Source organism: Moritella sp. F3 (genome assembly GCF_015082335.1).
Classification (GTDB): Bacteria; Pseudomonadota; Gammaproteobacteria; order Enterobacterales; family Moritellaceae; genus Moritella.
The window spans coordinates 167,910-187,858 of sequence record NZ_BLRL01000007.1; the positions used below are offsets into that span (position 1 = coordinate 167,910).

General features: G+C 41.9%; 18 protein-coding genes. 10 read left to right on the top strand and 8 right to left on the bottom strand.

Features of this window, described 5'->3' with window-relative positions; translation table 11 throughout:
* Nucleotides 1–75 precede the first annotated feature (75 nt).
* Both cobA and JFU56_RS13810 read right to left on the bottom strand, forming a co-directional pair.
* Complete coding sequence (gene cobA / locus JFU56_RS13805) at nucleotides 76–879, bottom strand: uroporphyrinogen-III C-methyltransferase (RefSeq protein ID WP_198437873.1); 804 nt, start codon at nucleotides 877–879, stop codon at nucleotides 76–78.
* A 232-nt stretch (nucleotides 880–1,111) separates the two neighbouring features.
* Complete coding sequence (locus JFU56_RS13810; RefSeq protein ID WP_198437874.1) at nucleotides 1,112–1,669, bottom strand: FxsA family protein; 558 nt, start codon at nucleotides 1,667–1,669, stop codon at nucleotides 1,112–1,114.
* Between the two features lie 211 nt (nucleotides 1,670–1,880).
* Between JFU56_RS13810 and JFU56_RS13815 the strand changes: the two genes are divergently transcribed.
* Complete coding sequence (locus tag JFU56_RS13815) at nucleotides 1,881–2,330, top strand: protein-disulfide reductase DsbD domain-containing protein (protein ID WP_198437875.1); 450 nt, start codon at nucleotides 1,881–1,883, stop codon at nucleotides 2,328–2,330.
* Nucleotides 2,331–2,392: 62 nt separating this feature from the next.
* Here JFU56_RS13815 and JFU56_RS13820 read toward each other — a convergent pair whose 3' ends face one another.
* A complete protein-coding gene (locus tag JFU56_RS13820) occupies nucleotides 2,393–3,136 on the bottom strand; it encodes a DeoR/GlpR family DNA-binding transcription regulator (RefSeq protein ID WP_198437876.1) in 744 nt (247 codons plus the stop codon).
* An 11-nt stretch (nucleotides 3,137–3,147) separates the two neighbouring features.
* Entirely contained in the window at nucleotides 3,148–3,852 is a 705-nt protein-coding gene (locus JFU56_RS13825; RefSeq protein WP_198437877.1) for a glycerophosphodiester phosphodiesterase family protein, read from the bottom strand.
* Nucleotides 3,853–4,093: 241 nt separating this feature from the next.
* Between JFU56_RS13825 and JFU56_RS13830 the strand changes: the two genes are divergently transcribed.
* The 4 genes from JFU56_RS13830 to JFU56_RS13845 all read left to right on the top strand — a co-directional run bounded on the left by JFU56_RS13830 (nucleotide 4,094) and on the right by JFU56_RS13845 (nucleotide 7,807).
* Nucleotides 4,094–5,110 carry a C4-dicarboxylate TRAP transporter substrate-binding protein gene (locus JFU56_RS13830; protein WP_198437878.1) on the top strand — a complete coding sequence of 339 codons (1,017 nt, stop codon included), beginning with the start codon at nucleotides 4,094–4,096 and terminating at the stop codon, nucleotides 5,108–5,110.
* Nucleotides 5,111–5,225: 115 nt separating this feature from the next.
* Entirely contained in the window at nucleotides 5,226–5,705 is a 480-nt protein-coding gene (locus tag JFU56_RS13835) for a TRAP transporter small permease (protein ID WP_198437879.1), read from the top strand.
* A gap of 9 nt (nucleotides 5,706–5,714) precedes the next feature.
* Nucleotides 5,715–6,998 carry a TRAP transporter large permease gene (locus JFU56_RS13840; protein WP_198437880.1) on the top strand — a complete coding sequence of 428 codons (1,284 nt, stop codon included), beginning with the start codon at nucleotides 5,715–5,717 and terminating at the stop codon, nucleotides 6,996–6,998.
* A 17-nt stretch (nucleotides 6,999–7,015) separates the two neighbouring features.
* Nucleotides 7,016–7,807, top strand: coding sequence for an HAD-IIB family hydrolase (locus JFU56_RS13845; RefSeq protein ID WP_198437881.1), 792 nt, complete (start codon nucleotides 7,016–7,018; stop codon nucleotides 7,805–7,807).
* A gap of 81 nt (nucleotides 7,808–7,888) precedes the next feature.
* Here JFU56_RS13845 and JFU56_RS13850 read toward each other — a convergent pair whose 3' ends face one another.
* Entirely contained in the window at nucleotides 7,889–9,031 is a 1,143-nt protein-coding gene (locus tag JFU56_RS13850) for a 3-phenylpropionate MFS transporter (RefSeq protein ID WP_198437882.1), read from the bottom strand.
* 296 nt (nucleotides 9,032–9,327) lie between these two features.
* Here JFU56_RS13850 and acs point away from each other — a divergent pair, with 296 nt between their 5' ends.
* From acs to JFU56_RS13875, 5 genes are all read left to right on the top strand, one after another.
* Nucleotides 9,328–11,274 (top strand): acetate--CoA ligase, encoded by a 1,947-nt coding sequence (acs, locus tag JFU56_RS13855; RefSeq protein ID WP_198437883.1) that lies wholly within the window; start codon nucleotides 9,328–9,330, stop codon nucleotides 11,272–11,274.
* A gap of 345 nt (nucleotides 11,275–11,619) precedes the next feature.
* Nucleotides 11,620–12,078 carry a type II 3-dehydroquinate dehydratase gene (aroQ, locus tag JFU56_RS13860; protein ID WP_198437884.1) on the top strand — a complete coding sequence of 153 codons (459 nt, stop codon included), beginning with the start codon at nucleotides 11,620–11,622 and terminating at the stop codon, nucleotides 12,076–12,078.
* An 11-nt stretch (nucleotides 12,079–12,089) separates the two neighbouring features.
* Entirely contained in the window at nucleotides 12,090–12,548 is a 459-nt protein-coding gene (accB, locus tag JFU56_RS13865; RefSeq protein ID WP_198437885.1) for an acetyl-CoA carboxylase biotin carboxyl carrier protein, read from the top strand.
* 14 nt (nucleotides 12,549–12,562) lie between these two features.
* The gene (accC, locus tag JFU56_RS13870) at nucleotides 12,563–13,921 is read left to right on the top strand and encodes an acetyl-CoA carboxylase biotin carboxylase subunit (RefSeq protein ID WP_198437886.1); all 1,359 of its coding nucleotides are present in this window, start codon (nucleotides 12,563–12,565) and stop codon (nucleotides 13,919–13,921) included.
* 459 nt (nucleotides 13,922–14,380) lie between these two features.
* Nucleotides 14,381–16,033: an immunoglobulin-like domain-containing protein gene (locus JFU56_RS13875; RefSeq protein WP_198437887.1), complete on the top strand. Its 1,653-nt coding sequence runs from the start codon at nucleotides 14,381–14,383 to the stop codon at nucleotides 16,031–16,033.
* 70 nt (nucleotides 16,034–16,103) lie between these two features.
* Here JFU56_RS13875 and JFU56_RS13880 read toward each other — a convergent pair whose 3' ends face one another.
* The 3 genes from JFU56_RS13880 to phnW form a co-directional block, all read right to left on the bottom strand.
* A complete protein-coding gene (locus JFU56_RS13880) occupies nucleotides 16,104–17,558 on the bottom strand; it encodes an FAD-dependent oxidoreductase (protein ID WP_198437888.1) in 1,455 nt (484 codons plus the stop codon).
* Between the two features lie 94 nt (nucleotides 17,559–17,652).
* The gene (gene phnX / locus JFU56_RS13885; protein ID WP_198437889.1) at nucleotides 17,653–18,495 is read right to left on the bottom strand and encodes a phosphonoacetaldehyde hydrolase; all 843 of its coding nucleotides are present in this window, start codon (nucleotides 18,493–18,495) and stop codon (nucleotides 17,653–17,655) included.
* Between the two features lie 59 nt (nucleotides 18,496–18,554).
* Nucleotides 18,555–19,661: a 2-aminoethylphosphonate--pyruvate transaminase gene (phnW, locus tag JFU56_RS13890; protein WP_198437890.1), complete on the bottom strand. Its 1,107-nt coding sequence runs from the start codon at nucleotides 19,659–19,661 to the stop codon at nucleotides 18,555–18,557.
* Nucleotides 19,662–19,949: the final 288 nt, after the last annotated feature.

A 19,949-nucleotide genomic window follows, 5' to 3' on the forward strand; every position in this document is an offset into this window, starting at 1 on the left:
AAAAAACAAATAATCAGGGTTATGCAGTATAACTATATAGATGAGCATAACCCTACTTGTGACTTTTCAACCACGCTATGCACTCGTATTAAGCGTGGCACTAAACCAATCTAGTTTGCTGGCTAACTGCGTTACCCCACCAATAATAATCAATGAAGGACTTTCAGCTTGCGCGGCAAGATCGCCAAGATCTTTCAACGATCCTTTTAAAGTACGCTGCTGTTTACTCGTCCCCTTCTCTACAATGGCCACTGGCATATCAGCATCCATACCGTGTTCAATAAGATTACTCGCAATACCACTACTTTGGGTTAAACCCATGTAAAACACTAACGTATTGGTGGATTTTCCGAGTAACGCCCAATCGAGCTGATGAGCATCATCTTTTAAGTGTCCGGTAATAAACTGCACACCTTGGGTATAATCACGATGTGTTAATGGGATCCCTGCGTAAGCAGCACAGCCTGATGCAGCAGTGATACCCGGTACAACTTCAAACGGAATATTAAACGGTAATAAGGCTTCAAGCTCTTCGCCCCCACGACCAAAGATAAACGGATCGCCACCTTTAAGACGGATAACTTGTTTACCCTGTAAGGCGAGTTTAACCAGTAGATCGTTTATTCCGCTTTGTGGAACACAATGGTATCCCGCTTGTTTACCGACAAAAAAACATTCCGCATCGGGATGAATTAACGCGATTATCTCATCGGATACTAAGCGGTCATGTACAACCACTTCAGCTTGTTGTAATAAGCGTAATGCTTTAATGGTTAATAAGTCCGGATCACCAGGACCCGAACCGACTAAAATCACTTTCCCTGTATGACTTACGGCCTGTAGCTCATTTATTGCTGTTAGTATTGTTTGTCCGGTCATTTGTATATCCTTAGCTACTACGCCAGCCATCACGGCCAGCAACTATTTACAGTGTTTTATACAAGAGTTTCCTATAAGAGCTTCATGTCACTGTTTTTATATACCTCATAAATACCATAGCTAGATAAAGCTTACCAATAGCGGAGTAGTATAAGTTATACCAAGCGCAGCAAGATCAAAAAAGGCGCGATCTTTCGACCGCGCCTTTTAGCATATATTCATTTATCGATTATTAATTAAGCTTATTGTCATCTCGGTTTACTTCAACAAAATCACCTTCGATAGCGCCGTCATTTTTAGCGTTATGTGTCGCCCCTGGCTGTTGTTGAAATGGTGACGACTGTGACGCATGCCCTGATGAAGAGTGCGTCGATGATTGTGATGAATAGCTAAAGCCTTGCGCACCACCAGTAAATGTCGTCTGTGGAATAATACGATCTTTGTATTGCGTGATAATCGCTTTAGCTAAACGACCTCGAATTTGTGGCGTTAATACCAACAAGCCTAACGCATCAGTCACAAAACCAGGGGTAACCAATAATACACCACATACAAGTAGCATAATGCCTTCAACAATTTCTTGCCCAGGTGCTTCACCCGCCGCTAAACGTGCTTGTAGTTTTTGCACCGTTTGTACGCCTTGGCTGCGAACTAAATACGAACCAGCAAACGCAGTTAAAATAATAATACCAATAGTCAGTTCTGCACCTAATAGCGAGCCTATCGACATTAGTACATACACTTCAATTAATGTCATCGCAGTAAACAGGAAAAATAAACGACCTAACACATTAACCTCTCAAAATTCAGTTGGGGTAGACAGTATAACAAGCAATTATCTTGTCATGCACTAATCTACAAAATCCGCAAAAAACGGTTATGATATAAAGTAACATAAGGGCATTAGCCCCATTTTCAAGCTCTCGCCTAATAGATAGTCCATAATACTAACTGGCAGACAGTGTAATTAAGACAACAAAAACACCATAAAGTTGGAAAAAATGAACCTAAAATCGCTCCTGTTATTAGCTGGCAGCCTCGCACTGCAAAGCACAATACCCGCATTTGCCAATAATAATTTTAGTCTATTTGCCAATAAAGCACAAAGCGCACCAGCATTCTTACCAGCCGAAGAAGCGTTTGTATTTTCGCAACTGCAGCAAGACCAGCAGTTAAATGTATTCTGGCAAATTACTGATGGCTATTATTTATATAAGAATAAATTACGTGTCACCATCAATGGTAACGAACACACTATCCAAGGCTTGCCCGCAGGTAAAGATTATCATGATGAATATTTTGGTGATGTGGAGATATTTCAGTACGAATTGCAGTTATCAGTGCCCATTGCTGAGCTCGCCGCAAAAAGTGAAGTAACTATTCACTATCAAGGTTGTGCAGTAGCTGGCTTATGTTACCCGCCCATGACAAAAACATTCATTAGCCAATAAATGTCGACGCCCCTGTACTTTAATGCCCATCATCAAGTACAGGGAATAATTAAATATTATGGCTACTCATCAGCGATAAAGTGAATAGGTAGTTCGCTTGGCAGCGCTTTTTTATTGGTATAGATACGTTCAAATTCATGCAGTTTTCTCACTTTAACAGAGGCAAAGCGAGACCATTTACTGGTATCTGCCACCAACCAACGTTGGCGAGCGTTATCTAAAATACAGCGTGACAATTCTGCCTCTTGTGTTTCATGCTCCATAACGGCATGGCTTTGCGTAATAGAGCCACAACTTACAATTGCAATATCCGCTTCAAAACCAGCAAAAAATATAAGTACACTGTGCCCTACAATATCTTGATGCTCACTTCTGAATAACCCTCCAGCAATATAAACCTCTGCAAATTTATTGGCTTCCAAGATCCGAGCAACTTGTAGGTTATTGGTAATGATGCGCAGCGATTTCTTATGCAACAAATAATGCGCAATACGTGTTATTGTCGTGCCGATCCCCATCATCACCGTGGAGCCATCTGGAATCGAGTTAGCGACCTCTTTGGCAAGCTTATCTTTAATGCCTGTTTCAACATCCGCACGAAATTGATAAGTCGTATTCGTGAGTAGCGCAGGTAAACTCACACCACCGTGTATCCGCCGTGCAATACCTTGCTCACACAATTGATTTACGTCTCGACGTATAGTCTGCGTTGTCACGTCAAAATAAGTGGCCAAGTCATCAATTTGGATCCCTTCCACTTGCTTTAAACGCTGTAATATTTGTTGCTGACGTTGATTTAATTCCATAAGACTACTTATCAAAATGCGTTAGGTTTATCGGTAATGATGTTATCAACACCCCATGCTGTATATTTATCTATTTTAGTTGGATCATTTAAAGTCCAAATCATTAATTTTAACCCAGTATCTTTGATCGAGGTAGCCAAAACTTCGTCAAGAATGCGATGATCGATATGCAAACTGTAAAGTGCAAGAGGCTTCAGCTCCTCCAACATGTCTGCTGATTTAGTTTCAGTAATAAAACCGCGGCGAACATCAGGATATAGCGATTGGCATTGTACTAATGCGATTGCTGAGAAACTGGAAAAGAGTAGTTTTTCGATAGGAAAATTCATCGTTCTCACTGTCTCGATAACCTTATCCACTAACGGTTTCACGGCCTCTTCGCAATACGTTTTTATTTCAAGATTCATATTTAAATCGTATTTTTGACAAGCAAGCAGCGCTTCTTCAAGCGTTGGAATAGTCTCTCCAGCAAATTCAGCAGCAAACCAACTTCCTGCATCTAGCGCTTTAAGCTCACCAAGATTGAGATCTCCAACTCGTCCTTGGCCATTAGTACAACGTTGTACGGTTCGGTCATGAATAATCACGGGAATATTATCTGCGCTCAACTGCACATCAATCTCAATCCATTTAATGCCTGACGCAACGGCTTTTTTAATGCCTGCGAGCGTATTCTCTGGAGCCAGTGCCGCGGCACCACGATGACCTGTAATCATATCAGTTCTCAATAAATGTTCATTTGAATATAGCGCCACTATAAAAGCCTAATGTTACATATATATTAAATATAATAACTACTAGCGCACATAAATCAACTCAACATCTGCCGTCAACTCGGTAGAAATGTATAATTTCATGTTCACTTGCAATGTTCATATGAATGTAACATTACTCATTTATACTGAACTTATACTTAAATAAGAAAATTTACTCATATTGATAGTAAGGATTTAATACATGAAAAAGCTAGTAGGAACGATTCTAACAGCCACATTACTGCTTGCCGGTTGTGGTCAACAAAGTGACGAAGACACTTCAGTTTCAGCAATCAAGCCGATTGATATCAATATGAGTTTAGTATTCACTCAAAACGAATTACTCACACAAGAATTAATTCAGGTCAGCGATAAGATCCGCCAACGAACTGATGGCTCGGTTAATATAAAAGTATTCCCAGGTGGTCAGCTGCCTGTTTATAAAGATAACCTTGAACAAGTTGTTAACGGCGCAAATTGGATCGCCGTTGAAGACCTTAGCTACTTAGGTGATTACGTGCCTGATTTTGCTGCGCTAGCAGGTCCTATGCTTTATAACTCATACGACGAATATCTTGCCATGATGCAAACTGACTTCGTTGCAGATCTAAAACAACAAGTTGAACAAAAAGGCATTAAAGTATTAAACGCTGATTACATGTTTGGCTTCCGTCATATGATCACCAACAAAGAAATCAAAAATGCAGCGGATATGAAAGGCATGCGTATTCGCGTTCCTGGCAGTCAATTATTTATTAGCACGCTTGATTCGATGGGTGCATCACCAGCTGCACTACCTTTCCCTGAAACCTATGCAGGTGTTCAGCAAGGCGTAGTTGATGGGCTTGAAGGTTCAATCTTAACCATGTACTCAACCAAAATTTATGAGGTGGCAAAAAATATGTCTCTGACTAAACACTTCTTAGGCACGGTTGGTATTTATATTTCACCGACATTGTGGGACAAGTTAACGGCAGAACAGCAACAAATCGTAACAGAAGAGTTGGAAGCAGGCGCTATATCAAACACCGCTGAATTAGTAAAATTAGATGCTGAATATACCCAGAAACTAGAAGATTTAGGCGTCACATTTAATAACGTTGACACGGCTGAATTTAGCAAACTAACGGCTGATGTTTATAATCAATTCCCGACATGGAGCAAAGATATTCATCGCACCATCAACATGGAATTAGAAAAAATACGCGCAGTTAAATAATAAAAAGTTAATTCTAAAGACTTTGTTATAAAAAGTTAGCGCGGCTTTGCTATTTATAGTGAAGCCGCGTTTATTGTTGGTTTACTTGAAACCGAAGTAAATCGCAGGAGAAGTAATGCATTTTATATTAAAAAATATCGAAGAAATCCTGGCTTCCATTGCTATTTCTATCACGATATTAGTTGTCATCATCAATGTGATCTTACGTTATGGTTTCGGATTTGTGGTGCCATGGAGTGAAGAGCTTTCAGTGATTTGCTTCATTTGGGCGGTCTACTTAGGCATTAGCTCATGCTATAAGCACAAGCTTCACATGGGCGTTGATATCATCGTGACATTATTACCAGAGTCAATGAGATGTCCGTTTAGACTTTTAGTATCAAGCTTTCTGCTAATCGTTAATATGCTCATGGCTTATCTGAGCTATGACTACATGATGTTATCAAACAAGGTAACACCAGTTATGGGCATGTCTTATCTAACCATCAACGGTGTACTCTTTTTCAGTTTCTCTTTAATGACGATCCACACAATTAACTTCATTAAAGATGACATTCAGCTGCTTCGCAAGAAGCCATTAAATACGTTTAAATAGGTGACACCAGTGGAAAGCTATATTCCTATTATTATTTTATTTGTCTTATTTTTACTTAATATACCCATTGCCTTTTCGTTGATATCATCAGCCATGGTGTATTTTCTATTTATTAATGATTCCATTCCCGTAAGCTTGGTCATGCAACGTTTTATTTCATCGACGGAATCTTTTCCGCTGCTGGCGATCCCCTTCTTTATCATGGTGGGTTCAGTAATGAACTACGCGGGTATTAGCCGTAGTTTATTAGCCTTTGCAGATTCATTGATTGGCCATAAAACCGGGGGGTTAGCACACGTGAACGTGGCATTAAGCACCTTGATGGGCGGGATATCAGGTTCGGCAAACGCCGATGCGGCAATGCAATCCAAAATCCTAGCACCTGAAATGACCAAGCGTGGTTATGACTTACCGTTCACAGCAGCAGTAACCGCCGCTTCATCAAGTATTAGCCCCGTGATCCCACCGGGTATTAACTTGATCATCTACGCATTACTGGCCAATGTATCTGTTCATCAAATGTTTATCGCTGGTTACATCCCTGCATTTATGATGGCGTTATCCTTGATGATAACAATCGCTTTTATTGCTCGACGCCGCAATTATAAACCATCACGTTCAGCGCCCGCTCCCGCTAAAGAACGTTTACAGTGTTTCGCTCAAGCGATTCCTGCATTATGTATTCCTTTCGGCATTATTTTGGGTATGCGCTTTGGTTTATTTACCCCAACTGAAGCTGGCGCAATAGCCGTATTACTTTGTTCTATCATTGGTTTATTTGTTTATCGCGTATTAAAGCCACACCATTTCAAATATATTTTGCAAGAAACGGTACAAGGCACAAGTAGCGTTATGTTCATCATTATTGGTGCCATGGTATTTGGTTACTATATGACGCTAGAACAAATACCGCATAACGTCGCTGCAGCCTTAATTGAATTAACCGATAACAAGTTAATTTTATTACTGTTAATTAACGTCCTACTTTTAGTTGTCGGCATGTTCATCGAAGGCGGTGCGGCGATGATCATCCTAACGCCACTGCTATTACCTGCAGTGCTTAACTTGGGCGTTAACCCTGTTCATTTCGGTATCATCGTTATTGTAAATATCATGATAGGTGGCGTAACCCCACCCTTTGGTTCGATGATGTTTACCGTCTGCTCAATTTTAAAAGTAAAAATGGTCGATTTCGTGCGTGAAGTGTTACCACTATTACTTGCACTACTCACTGTATTAATGATTTTAACTTATTCAGAAAGCTTGGTGATGTTTTTGCCGAATTTACTATAAGCATTAGGAACCTAAAAATGAATTCAGTAAAAAATAAATTAACACCAGATTGGCATAATGTGGAGTGGGTATTAACCGATGTGGATGACACCCTTACCTGGCAAGGAAAGTTACCACCAGAAACCTTAATTGCCCTAACAGAACTGCAGCAAGCAGGGATCAGAGTCGTTGCAGTCACTGGCGCTTGTGCAGGTTGGTGTGATCACATTGCACAGCTATGGCCAGTCGATGCAGTTCTAGGTGAAAACGGCGCTTTCATTATGGAAAAAGAAAATGGCTACCTCACCCTGCGAGCCAATCGCTCAATGGATGAAATCGCCCAACAACAAGCAATACTAAAACAGCAAGTAAACACGATTTTAGCGGATTACCCCGACCTCAATTTAACGCTCGACCAATCATATCGATTATGTGAAGTCGCTATCGATATTGGCCAAAATAGAGCCCGTGTTGATGATGTTATAATTGCTGAAGTGGTTGCCAAAATTCATGCACTTGGGGCACATGCAACGGCAAGTTCCATTCATATCAATGCCTGGTATGGCGAACATTCAAAGAAAGCCACATCGTTGCAATTTTTGGCGGAAAAAGGCTTATCACCACAAGCGATTTTAACTCAATCTTGTTATGTGGGTGATTCGATGAATGATCAATTGATGTTTGAAGCGCTATCAAAAACAGTCGGTGTAGCTAACATTGAAAAATATTGGCACCAGCTCAGTCACCATCCCAAGATAGTCATGAGTAAACCTGGTGGTTTCGGCTTTGCTGAATTTACGAAGCAGTTACTTGATATAAAAGGTCGCTAGACTCGACAATTGTCAGCGTCATCTCAATATAAAAATCGATAAACGGATAGCCAATGACACGATCCGTTTATCGTATTCTTCTTATATATGTTTACTACGAACCAATACTAATACCGGCACGACAGCAATAGCCATAAAGATAAAAATATTTTCCTTTAGCTCAGGATAAAATAATCCCGAAAGAAATGTCAGCAAGGCAATCGCTAAACTAAACGGAATTGCCGCATAAATAGCTTGCACTGTCATAGTATCTTCATCCGCTACATTCTCGGCAATATAGCGCATCGCTGCTAAATGCGCGATACCAAAGGTCACACCATGTAATAATTGCGACAACATAATCACACTCACATCCGTCGCATAACTTAACGTTAACCAGCGTAAAATACTGCCTAATGCGGCAATAACAAACATAGTCCCCATGCTGGTATTGGCAAATAACCGTCGGCCAATGGCCAAGAAGAATATTTCACCGACAACACCCACACTCCAAAAGTAACCAATATAGGTTTCACTAATGCCAATATCCTGCCAATACACAGCACCAAAACCATAATAGGCAGCATGCGCGCCTTGTAGTAATGCCGTAATTAACAAGAATGGCCAAAAACTTGGGCGACTTAAAATAGCCATAAAGCCACTACTGGTTTTACTGTTTGTAATCGTATCTTGCGGCATATTACGCACAGGCGTCACGGTTAAGAACAACAGCCCTGCTAAGCCGATAATAATGGCTAATAAGATAACTTGATGATCGAACGATTCCACTAATAGCCCAGTCGCGGCACTCGCTAACATGAATCCGATCGAGCCCCATAAGCGCGTCTTACCATAATCCATATTATTATAACGAACCAGTTTCGCGGCCATCGCTTCGCCAAGAGCCATTAGCGGTGAAAAAACAAAGTTAGTCAGCACCACCAATAGAAAGACAAAATACACATTATTGGTCAAGTAAAACCCTGAAAAGGCAATCATACTGGTTAATGTTAAACGTCTCATCGCCTGCAGTAACGATACTGTTGTGGTTAAATTACGAGTTAACAATAACGCGCCAGCAGAACGGGCAACTAACGCAAAAGCCAACATAGTTCCGATCATTTCTGTCGATGTTCCCTCGCCCTTTAACCACAATGCCCAAAACGGTAACAAAACCCCGTAGACACCAAAAAAGCCAATATAATAAAGCCCCATCCATATTGTTGATGGCAGTGCAAAGCCCATATCTAATCCCTAAATAATGAAATATCAGTCCAATAATGAGCGACAGTCTACTCCCTTAGTAATGGATAATCGCTATTTATCAATAAAATATTATTATGATCTAGCCACTGTTTCATCAAAATAAACTGCCGCTTAAAGCAAAACCATCACAAAAAACTATCATTAATACTAAAGTCGTATTGCTAGATATTTACGGCCATGGCATTTTTATTCACAGCAGATGTAAACATAACTCTCGATAAGACATGCTTGCATCCAGATGTGGACAAGGAATTTAATACTACTAAGGAAGAATAATGAGCGACACTAAACTATATCCGGTACCTGCAGAATTTGCGCAAAACAGTTTATTAAATGACAATGCTTATCAAGCGATGTACAAGCATTCAATTACCGATCCGGAAGCATTTTGGGGTGAACAAGGCCATATCGTTGATTGGATCAAACCTTATAGTCAAGTGAAAAGCACCAGTTTCCAACCTGGTCGTGTCGACATTAACTGGTTCCAAGATGGTCAACTGAATGTATCAGCCAACTGTCTTGACCGTCACTTAAAAGATAACGCCAACAAAACAGCCATTATTTGGGAAGGCGATAACCCAGAAGATTCTGAAAAATTAACTTACCAAGACGTTTATGAAAAAGTCTGCCAATTTTCCAATGCATTAAAAGCCCAAGGCATTAAAAAAGGCGATGTCGTTTGTCTATATATGCCAATGGTACCAGAAGCGGCTATTGCGATGCTTGCTTGTACCCGTATTGGTGCTGTGCACACGATTGTATTTGCCGGTTTCTCCGCAGAAGCGTTAGCCGACCGTATTGATAACTGCGGCGCTAAATTAGTCATCACCGCCGATGAAGGTGTGCGAGCAGGCCGTATTACGCGCCTTAAAGATTGTGTCGATACAGCCTTAGCTAAACCACAAGTGACATCCGTAGATAATGTGATTGTCTTTGCTCGCACTAAAGCAGACGTTACTTGGCATGAAGGCCGCGATCTTTGGTGGCATGATGTAGTCAAAGACCAGTCGACTGAATGTGCGCCAGAAGCAATGAACGCCGAAGACCCATTATTTATCCTTTATACTTCCGGCTCAACAGGTAAACCAAAAGGTGTATTACACACCACGGGTGGCTACCTGGTTTATGCCACGATGACGTTCAAATATGTTTTTGATCATCAAGACTCTGACGTATTCTGGTGTACCGCCGATGTCGGTTGGATCACCGGTCACAGCTATTTAGTTTATGGACCACTGGCTAACGCCGCAACAACAGTATTGTTCGAAGGTGTACCAAATTACCCTGATACAGCACGTATGAGCCAAGTAGTCGATAAGCACCAAGTGACAACACTTTATACTGCACCAACAGCCATTCGCGCCCTGATGGCGAAAGGTGACGATGCAATTAAGGGCACCAAACGTACCTCATTACGCTTAATGGGTTCAGTGGGTGAACCCATTAATCCTGAAGCATGGCAGTGGTATTACAATACGATCGGTAATGCTTCAACACCGATTGTAGATACCTGGTGGCAAACCGAAACGGGTGGCATCTTAATTACACCACTACCAGGTGCGACCAGCCTTAAACCTGGTTCGGCAACACGTCCATTCTTTGGTGTGCACCCGGCACTGGTTGATAATGAAGGTAATATCCTCGATGGTGAGAATGAAGGTAACTTAGTGATCCTCGATTCTTGGCCTGGCCAAATGCGCGGTATTTACGGTGATGAGAGCCGCTTTGAAGAAGCCTATTTCTCAACATTCCCGAATATGTACTGCACAGGCGATGGTGCTAAGCGTGATATCGATGGTTATTACTGGATCACTGGACGTGTTGATGACGTACTGAATGTATCTGGTCACCGTATGGGTACAGCTGAAATTGAAAGTGCGCTTGTTGCTCACAATAAAATTGCTGAAGCGGCAGTTGTCGGTGTACCACATGATATTAAAGGCCAAGGCATTTATGCTTATGTCACATTAAATGCAGGTGAAGAGGCTGATGAGGCGCTACTAAAAGAAGTGAAACAATGGGTACGTAGTGAAATTGGCGCCATTGCCACGCCAGATACTCTGCATTGGACCCAAGCCTTACCAAAAACCCGTTCAGGTAAGATCATGCGCCGCATTCTACGTAAAGTCGCAACCGATGATACCGATACTCTAGGCGATACTTCGACACTGGCAGACCCAAGTGTGGTTGATACCTTAATTGCCGAGAAGCAAGAAGCTTGAAATAAACCCCGCGAGTAAATAATATCCACTCGCGTTTAAATAACCTTTTATCGGTGTAACTCTTGCCTTAGTTGCATCGATTTTTTGGTTTTAAATCCCCGCCACAAATTCACCGACATTCAGCCAATTACGAATGTGCGCTAGGTTTCACTTAGAGTCTAAACTTTAATAAAATATCAGATAAGACCAGTCAAATGCTGTTATATTCTCCGAAAATCATATAATGTGTAGAGAATTAGCAACAATTGTATTTTATAAACATATATAATTGAGGTTTTCAGAAAAGCTAACGATGTAGACGTTATTTGCGGAGTTAGTGTCATTTTACCAGACAATGGAAGCAATATGTCGCACAAACCTAGTATATTGTTACTCAACGGACCGAATCTAAATCTTTTAGGTAAAAGAGAACCTGAGACTTACGGCTATCAAACACTTAGTGACATTGTAGAACATTTAACCGATGTTGCAACTGAGCACGACATTGATTTGCGTCACGAACAATCGAACGCAGAACACGAGCTCATTAATCATATTCATGCCGCGATGGGTAATACTGATTTTATCATTATCAATCCAGCAGCATACACGCATACCAGTGTGGCGATTAGAGATGCATTATTAGGGGTTTCAATCCCGTTTATCGAAGTACACCTCTCTAATGTACACGCACGAGAACAGTTTCGTCATCATTCCTATCTATCAGATGTCGCTAAAGGCGTTATTTGTGGATTAGGGGCTGACGGTTATGAATTTGCACTGCTTTCTGCTGTCAAACAGCTCAAGCAAACTAACAACAAATAAAAGAGATCATTATGGACATCCGTAAAATTAAAAAACTGATTGAACTAGTTGAAGAATCTGGCATTGCAGAATTAGAAATTTCTGAAGGCGAAGAGTCAGTACGAATCAATCGTTTTAGCAGCACAGCAGCGCCAGCACAAGTTCAATATGCAGCGGCAGCGGCACCTGCTCCAGTAGCAGCGCCAGTAGCAGCTCCTCTCGCAGCAGCTGTTGAAGCAGCTCCAGCAGAAGCAACGGGTCATCAGGTTCGCTCTCCTATGGTTGGTACTTTCTATAATGCTGTATCTCCAGGTGCAGCTCCTTTTGTTGCGGTTGGCCAAACAGTAAATGTTGGCGATACTCTATGTATCTTAGAAGCAATGAAAATGATGAACCAAATCGAATCAGATAAAGCTGGTGTAGTGAAAGCTATCCTAGCAACAGACGGTCAAGCTATTGAGTTTGATGAACCTCTTTTCATCATTGAATAACTACGGAGTTTCCAATGTTGGATAAAGTTGTTATCGCCAACCGTGGCGAAATTGCATTGCGTATTCTTCGTGCTTGTAAAGAATTAGGCATTAAGACGGTTGCTGTACACTCAACAGCAGATCGTGAATTAAAGCACGTATTATTAGCTGATGAAACAGTTTGTATTGGTAAACCAGCAGCGACAGACAGTTACTTAAATGTACCTGCAATCTTAAGCGCTGCAGAAATCACGGGCGCGGTTGCCGTTCACCCAGGTTATGGTTTCCTAGCTGAAAACGCTGATTTTGCAGAACAAGTTGAACATTCAGGTTTTATTTTCATCGGTCCTAAAGCTGAAACTATTCGTCTAATGGGCGATAAAGTATCTGCGATTGCGGCAATGAAAAAAGCCGGCGTACCTTGTGTACCAGGTTCTGATGGTCCACTTGATACTGACGCTCAACGTAACAAGAAAATTGCTAAACGCATCGGTTACCCGATCATTATTAAAGCTGCCGGTGGCGGTGGTGGTCGTGGTATGCGTGTTGTACATGAAGAAGCTGATCTGCTTGATTCAATTGCGTTAACACGTAACGAAGCGGGTTCATTCTTTGGTAATGACATGGTTTACATGGAAAAATTCCTAGAAAACCCACGTCACATCGAAGTACAAGTACTGGCTGATGGTCAAGGTAACGCGATCCACCTTGGCGAACGCGATTGTTCACTACAACGTCGTCACCAAAAAGTAGTTGAAGAAGCGCCAGCACCGGGCATTACCGCTGATCTACGTCGCCATATTGGTGAACGTTGTAGCCGTGCTTGTGTTGATATCAACTATCGTGGTGCAGGTACGTTCGAATTTCTTTATGAAAATGGCGAATTCTATTTCATCGAAATGAATACCCGTATTCAAGTTGAACACACCATCACAGAAATGGTTACAGGCATTGATTTAATCAAAGCACAACTACGTGTTGCTGCGGGTATGCCATTAACGATTTCTCAAGATGAAGTGCGCTTAACTGGTCATTCAATTGAGTGCCGTATTAACGCCGAAGATCCAGAGACATTTATTCCAAGTCCTGGTCAGATCAAACGTTTCCATGCCGCTGGCGGTTTTGGTGTGCGTTGGGAATCGCATGTTTATGCGGGTTATAAAGTACCACCACATTATGATTCAATGATCGGTAAGTTAATCACTTACGGTGAAAATCGTGACGTAGCAATCTCAAGAATGCGTAATGCATTAAGCGAGATGGTAATTGATGGTATCAAGACTAATATCCCATTACATCTTGAAATTTTAAAAGATGAAAACTTCCAAAATGGTGGCACTAACATCCATTATTTAGAGAAGAAATTAGATTTGAAAGCACAAAGCAAAAAATAATCTAAGTTTTAATTAATACTGAGAAGCCCAAGCGATTTATTCGACTTGGGCTTTTTATTATCCCGATTTTTTATTACCTTAATATTTATTCCCGTCATCGTTATTATTATCGTAGGTATTATTATCTGGTATTACCTGTGAAGTCGAACGGCTAATGCGCCATATTCACCAGTCAAAATCCTCAGTGCTGACTCCAAATCTATAAAAAACAGACATAAAAAGCTTAAAAAAGTCTGATGAGCGTACGCTTAAAGCCATTTCGACTTTAAATCTCGTTGCTTAGATCATTTATTATGATCCTGCAGATAATTTTCCCTATAGGCACTTTTTTTATGCCCTGAAAAAAACACACTGTGTACAAGTTCTTGTCGCCACTATAAATTTTATTGTAGTTTAATGGCAATGTTAACAATGAGATAGGCTCTGTCATTGCATCAATATTTATTACAGGGAATCATTATGAAGCTTAAATCGATACTTTCAGCGGCTATTTTTACCGGCTTATTCTCCACCGCAGGGATTGCAGGGACAATCACATCACAAGACGATAATGTCGTCGTTGGTTACTGGCATAACTGGTGTGATGGGCGAGGATACCAGGGAGGGAATGCACCATGCGTTGAACTCAACGCGGTTAACCCACAATACAACGTGGTGAATATTTCATTCATGAAAGTTTATGATACCGCAGAAGGCCGTATTCCTACATTTAAACTAGACCCTACGATAGGCCTGAGTGAAGCAGAGTTTATCGCTCAAATTGATACCCTTAACAGCCAAGGACGTAGTGTATTAATCGCGCTTGGTGGCGCTGATGCGCATATCGAACTAACACGTGGCGACGAAGATGCGCTCGCAGCAGAAATTATTAGACTCTCCGATCTTTATGGATTTGATGGGCTCGATATTGATTTAGAACAAGCAGCCATCACCGCAAAAGATAACCAATTTGTTATTCCTGCAGCATTAAAAATGGTGAAAGATCATTACCGTAAAACCGGTGATAACTTTATGATCACCATGGCACCGGAATTCCCTTACTTAACCGCTAATGGCGCCTACACTCCCTACCTCACTGAGCTTGATGGTTACTATGACTTCATCAATCCACAATTCTATAACCAGGGTGGCGACGGTCTGTGGATTGAAGGCATCGGCTGGATAGCACAAAATAATGACGAACTAAAAGAAGAATTTATTTACTACATTGCCGATTCACTGATTAATGGCACCCGTAATTACCATAAGATCCCGCATGATAAATTAGTCTTCGGCCTACCTTCGAGTATCGATGCTGCCGCCACGGGTTACATTAAAGATCCGCAAGATTTATACAAGGCTTTTGATCGTTTAAAAGCCCAAGGCCAGCCACTCCGCGGCGTGATGACGTGGTCAGTCAACTGGGACATGGGCACGGATGCGGCGAATAACAGCTACAATCAACAGTTCATTAAAGATTATGGCAATTATATCCATAATCAATTACCCCCAGTGACAGACATGGCGCCGACTTTATCGGGGATTGTCGATACGCGTGTCGAGCTCGACAGCAACTTTGACCCATTAATCGGGATCACAGCCAAAGACTATCAAGGTAACGATATAACAGCCGATATTACCGTCTCGGGAAGTGCTAATACCCATCAAGTCGGTGACTACCTATTAACTTACAGCGTCAGCAGTGATGATGAAACCACTAAGCAACCTCGTAAGGTAACCGTATACGAAATATTACCTGCTTTTACAGGCATAGCTGATAGCACCGTTGTCATTGGTAGTGAATTTGACCCGATGCAAGGCGTTAGTGCCAGCCATCCAACGCAAGGTGATCTCACCGCCAATATCACCGTAACAGGTGAAGTTGATACTCATGTCGTCGGGGTATACGAACTAACTTACAGCCTATTTTATGGTCAGGATAATCAGCAGAATATGACCGATAAACGTATCGTTACCGTTGTCAGTGATGCGGTGAGTAATGATGATTGGCAAGTAGGAAGTACTTATGTCAAAGATGATAAAGTCACCCATAACGGCGCGACTTGGACTGCGCAATGGTGGACTAAAGGTGAAGAACCAGGAACCACAGGCGAATGGGGAGTTTGGCGTTAGAATGAGCTAAGGCACTAATCCAGTATTCACTTTACGTGTGTACTGGATTTTATTGTACTCGGCGATTAAATTATTTGTCTGCTTTACCCGCCGCATTAGCAAATTTAGCCAACTGCTTATCAAACCAAAATGGCTGCGTTTCATTGTCCTCACAACGCTCTTTACGACGAATGGCATTACGGACCAACATAGTGCCCCCCCAACGAATTGGCTCCGGTGGGAAGCCACCTTTTGGCCCTGTCGTTAAACCGTTATGACTCCACTTATCATGATTTCCTAACAGCATGGAGGATAAGATCTTACCGCCAATCCAAGTCTGCCCTACACCACTACCGGAATAACCAAAGCCATAATAAATATTACCGCTTTCTTCAACCTTACCGAAGAATGGCAATCCCGTCGCAGAGCGATCAGAAGGTCCTGTCCACGTGACAGCAAACTCTTCATCCACCAGCGCCGGAAATAATTTATCAAACGATTCACGTAATATTTTGCCATAGCGTGTGGGCTGATTAAAGAGCGGCCTTACCGCATTAGCATAAGAAAAATAATTCCCCCCTTTACCTAACATTAACCGGCCATCTGGTGTCGTTCGGTAATAATGCACAAACGTGCGCGAATCCAATATCGTTTTACCATCTGCTATGCCCATTTTAGCTAACTTTTCTGGTATCGGTTTGGTGATCGCCATATCTGAAGATACCACTACAATTTTATTCTTAAACTGCGGAAATTGCTCTAACATCCAAGCATTTAATGCCATTACAGATTTTGTTGCATAGACAGTCCCTTGCGGGGTATTAATCACCACTTTATGCTTATTTTCTTTAGTGCTGTTTACTGATTTGAGCGAATTATCATTAATCGCTAACATCGGCGTATTTTCATAAATACGAACTCCGAGTTCTTCGGCAACGCGTTTCAAACCACGGGCTAACTTACCCGGTTGCACACTCGCAGCGACAGGAGAAAAATGCCCTGACAGATGTAATGCAGAGCCGGCATGACGCTGTACTTTCTGCGTTTCCCAGGCCTGCCAACTGTTTAATTCATGTTTATCTAACGCGGCTAATGTTGCTTCTAAGCCACCGCTCTGCGCGGTATTTGTGGCAGTAAAGAGTGTGCCATCACGACGTAATTCGGCATCAATATTATGCTGTAAACAAAAGGTTTCAATTTCATCTACCGCTTGCTCTGACGCTTTCACTAACTCAACAGCCTGCGCTTCACCATACAGACGTTTCATCGACAAGTATTTCGTCGACCAGGTCAACATACAACCGCCATTACGCCCTGACGCCCCACTACCACAGAGACTTTTCTCTATGATCATGACATCGAGGCTAGGTTGTTGCTGCTTGAGCTGAATTGCAGTCCATAATCCCGTATATCCACCACCGACAATACACACATCTGCAACGGTATCTTCGTTAAGCGTTTGTGGTGGCACGTTATTGCGGTAGTTCACTTCAAGATCCATTGCTTGTTGAAACCAAAAGGGTTGAAACTCAGGCTGTTTTTTCATGCTTACACTCTGGATAGTTTTAATTTAATATAAAAAAATAGCTAACCTTATGGCTAGCTATTAATCGTTAATTACTTAAGCTCAGCAACAACGACTATGGACGTTCGCCAGCAGCTAAACGAGCATCAATATCGGCAACGACTTGTGGTAAGTCCGCGATGGTATCAACCAGATAATGGGCATTGAACGGCGTGAAACGGTCACGCGCTTTTTCACGGGCTTGGTGTAATGTCGCTTCGTCTGCAGCTTGATATTCAGCCAGCGTTAGACCCGCTTCATTACCCGATAACAATAAACCGACAGTCCACATGCCAGCATTGTGACCTTCTGTTATACCCGGTACAGAATCATCAACCTTGATACAAGCACCAACATCCGTCACAGCCATATCTATGACATTCTTAAGTACCATAAACGGTGCAGGACGACCACCAGCGGGTAAATCATCCGTCGCAACAACACAATCAGGCAAGTAACCTTTGGCTGCAGCAACAGGGATCAGCTTGTCCATCACCACGCGTGGATAACCAGAACATGAACCGATTTTAACGCCTTGCTGCTTTAGCCCATTCACTACATCTAATGCGTGAGGAATTGGATCAGCATGCTCACCGACTTTAGCAATTTGTAGCGGCATGAATGTTTCGTAAATGGCATCAATCTCAGCCTTGCTGATCGTTGTGCCAAACTGCGCCTGCCAGCGTGCTGCGACAGCCGGTAACTCAGATACAGCTTTAATGTGATCCCATTTACCCAGACCCATTGGCACGCGCGCTTCTGCTAAGCTAATATCAAAATCATATTGCGCTTTAAATGCGGCAATAAAAATAGTCGTCGGTGCAAATGAACCGAAGTCAACGATGGTGCCTGCCCAGTCAAAAATAACAGATTGAACATGATTAAGTTTTACTGACTGATCTTGTGCGATGTTAGACATAATAATATTTTCCCAAGTAACTATTTATTAATGATTTTATGTATTAATTCATGTATGAATTATGCCTTTAATTCCCAACATTTCGCAGTTTCCATCGCCACTAATAGACGTTGGATATCGCTTGGATGCACATCACCAATGTTACCAATACGGAAACAATCAGCGTTGGACACCTTACCAGGGTAGATAACAAAACCTTGTTCTTTAAGACGGTTATAAAATTCTTTGAATTGATAATCACTGTGCGTCGGTGAGTAGAACGAAGTAATAATTGGCGAATGTAATGACGCATCAAGCAGCGTATCAAAACCCAGTTTCGCCATACCAGCGACTAATGTTGTTTGGTTTTCTTGATAACGTTGATAACGCGCAGCAATGCCGCCTTCTTCTTCAAGCTCTAATAACGCTTGGTAGAATGCTCGCACAGTATGGGTTGGTGACGTAAAGCGCCACTTGCCGCCATTTTTTTCCATGCAATGCCATTGGTCATACAGATCCAGCGTTAATGAACGCGCTAGCCCTTTACATTTTTCCAGTTCAGCTTGACGCGCAATCACGAAGCCAAAACCGGGGACACCTTGAATGCATTTGTTGGCAGAGCTGATCATAAAATCAACGCCGAGCTCAGCCACATCCATTGGAATCCCACCAAAGCTCGACATCGCATCTAAAATAACGATCTTGCCGTGTTGTTTAGCCAGTTTAATCACATCATCAATTGGATTAAGCATGCCCGTTGTTGTTTCGCAGTGCACGATCGCGACATGGGTAATGCTGTCATCAGCGCTTAATTTCGCTTCGACTTCAGTAATACTTGGTTGCGCAGTTTCACCCGGTGCAATCACGTCACAGGCAATATTTAAGTAATCTGCGATCTGAGCGATACGCGCACCGTAAGCACCGTTATCAACCACCAGCAATTTGCCGTCTGCAGGTATAACGCTACCGATTGTCGCTTCTACCGATGCAGTGCCACTGCCTTGCATCAGAACACTGGTATAACCCGATTGTTGGGTTGCTAGTTGAACTAACTTAGCGCGGATAACTTCAACAATGTCTTTGTTATATTCATCATCCCAAGTACACCAATCTTTTAGCATGGCTTCTCGTACACTTGCAGTTGTAGAAAGTGGACCCGGTGTTAGTAATAAATATTCGTTTTTCATCTCTGCTTCCATGTGGACTATACCAGTTTGATGAGAACTCTATCAGTCGATTGCTAGGTTGGTAAATAGGGTCACAGTAGAATTCATAAAAGCTTCATATTCGCAGACGTTAACAAAAAACGGCGAGAAAAGTGCTGAGATAAAAAACCAGAAATAAAAAACAATAAAATATATTAATTAATTTAACTGACATCAACCGGTCATATTAATGTCACAAAAGCACTCTATTATCGTTCCCAACAAATCTGGTACAGACCAGAATCAACCGTTAATAATTTTTGGAGTTAC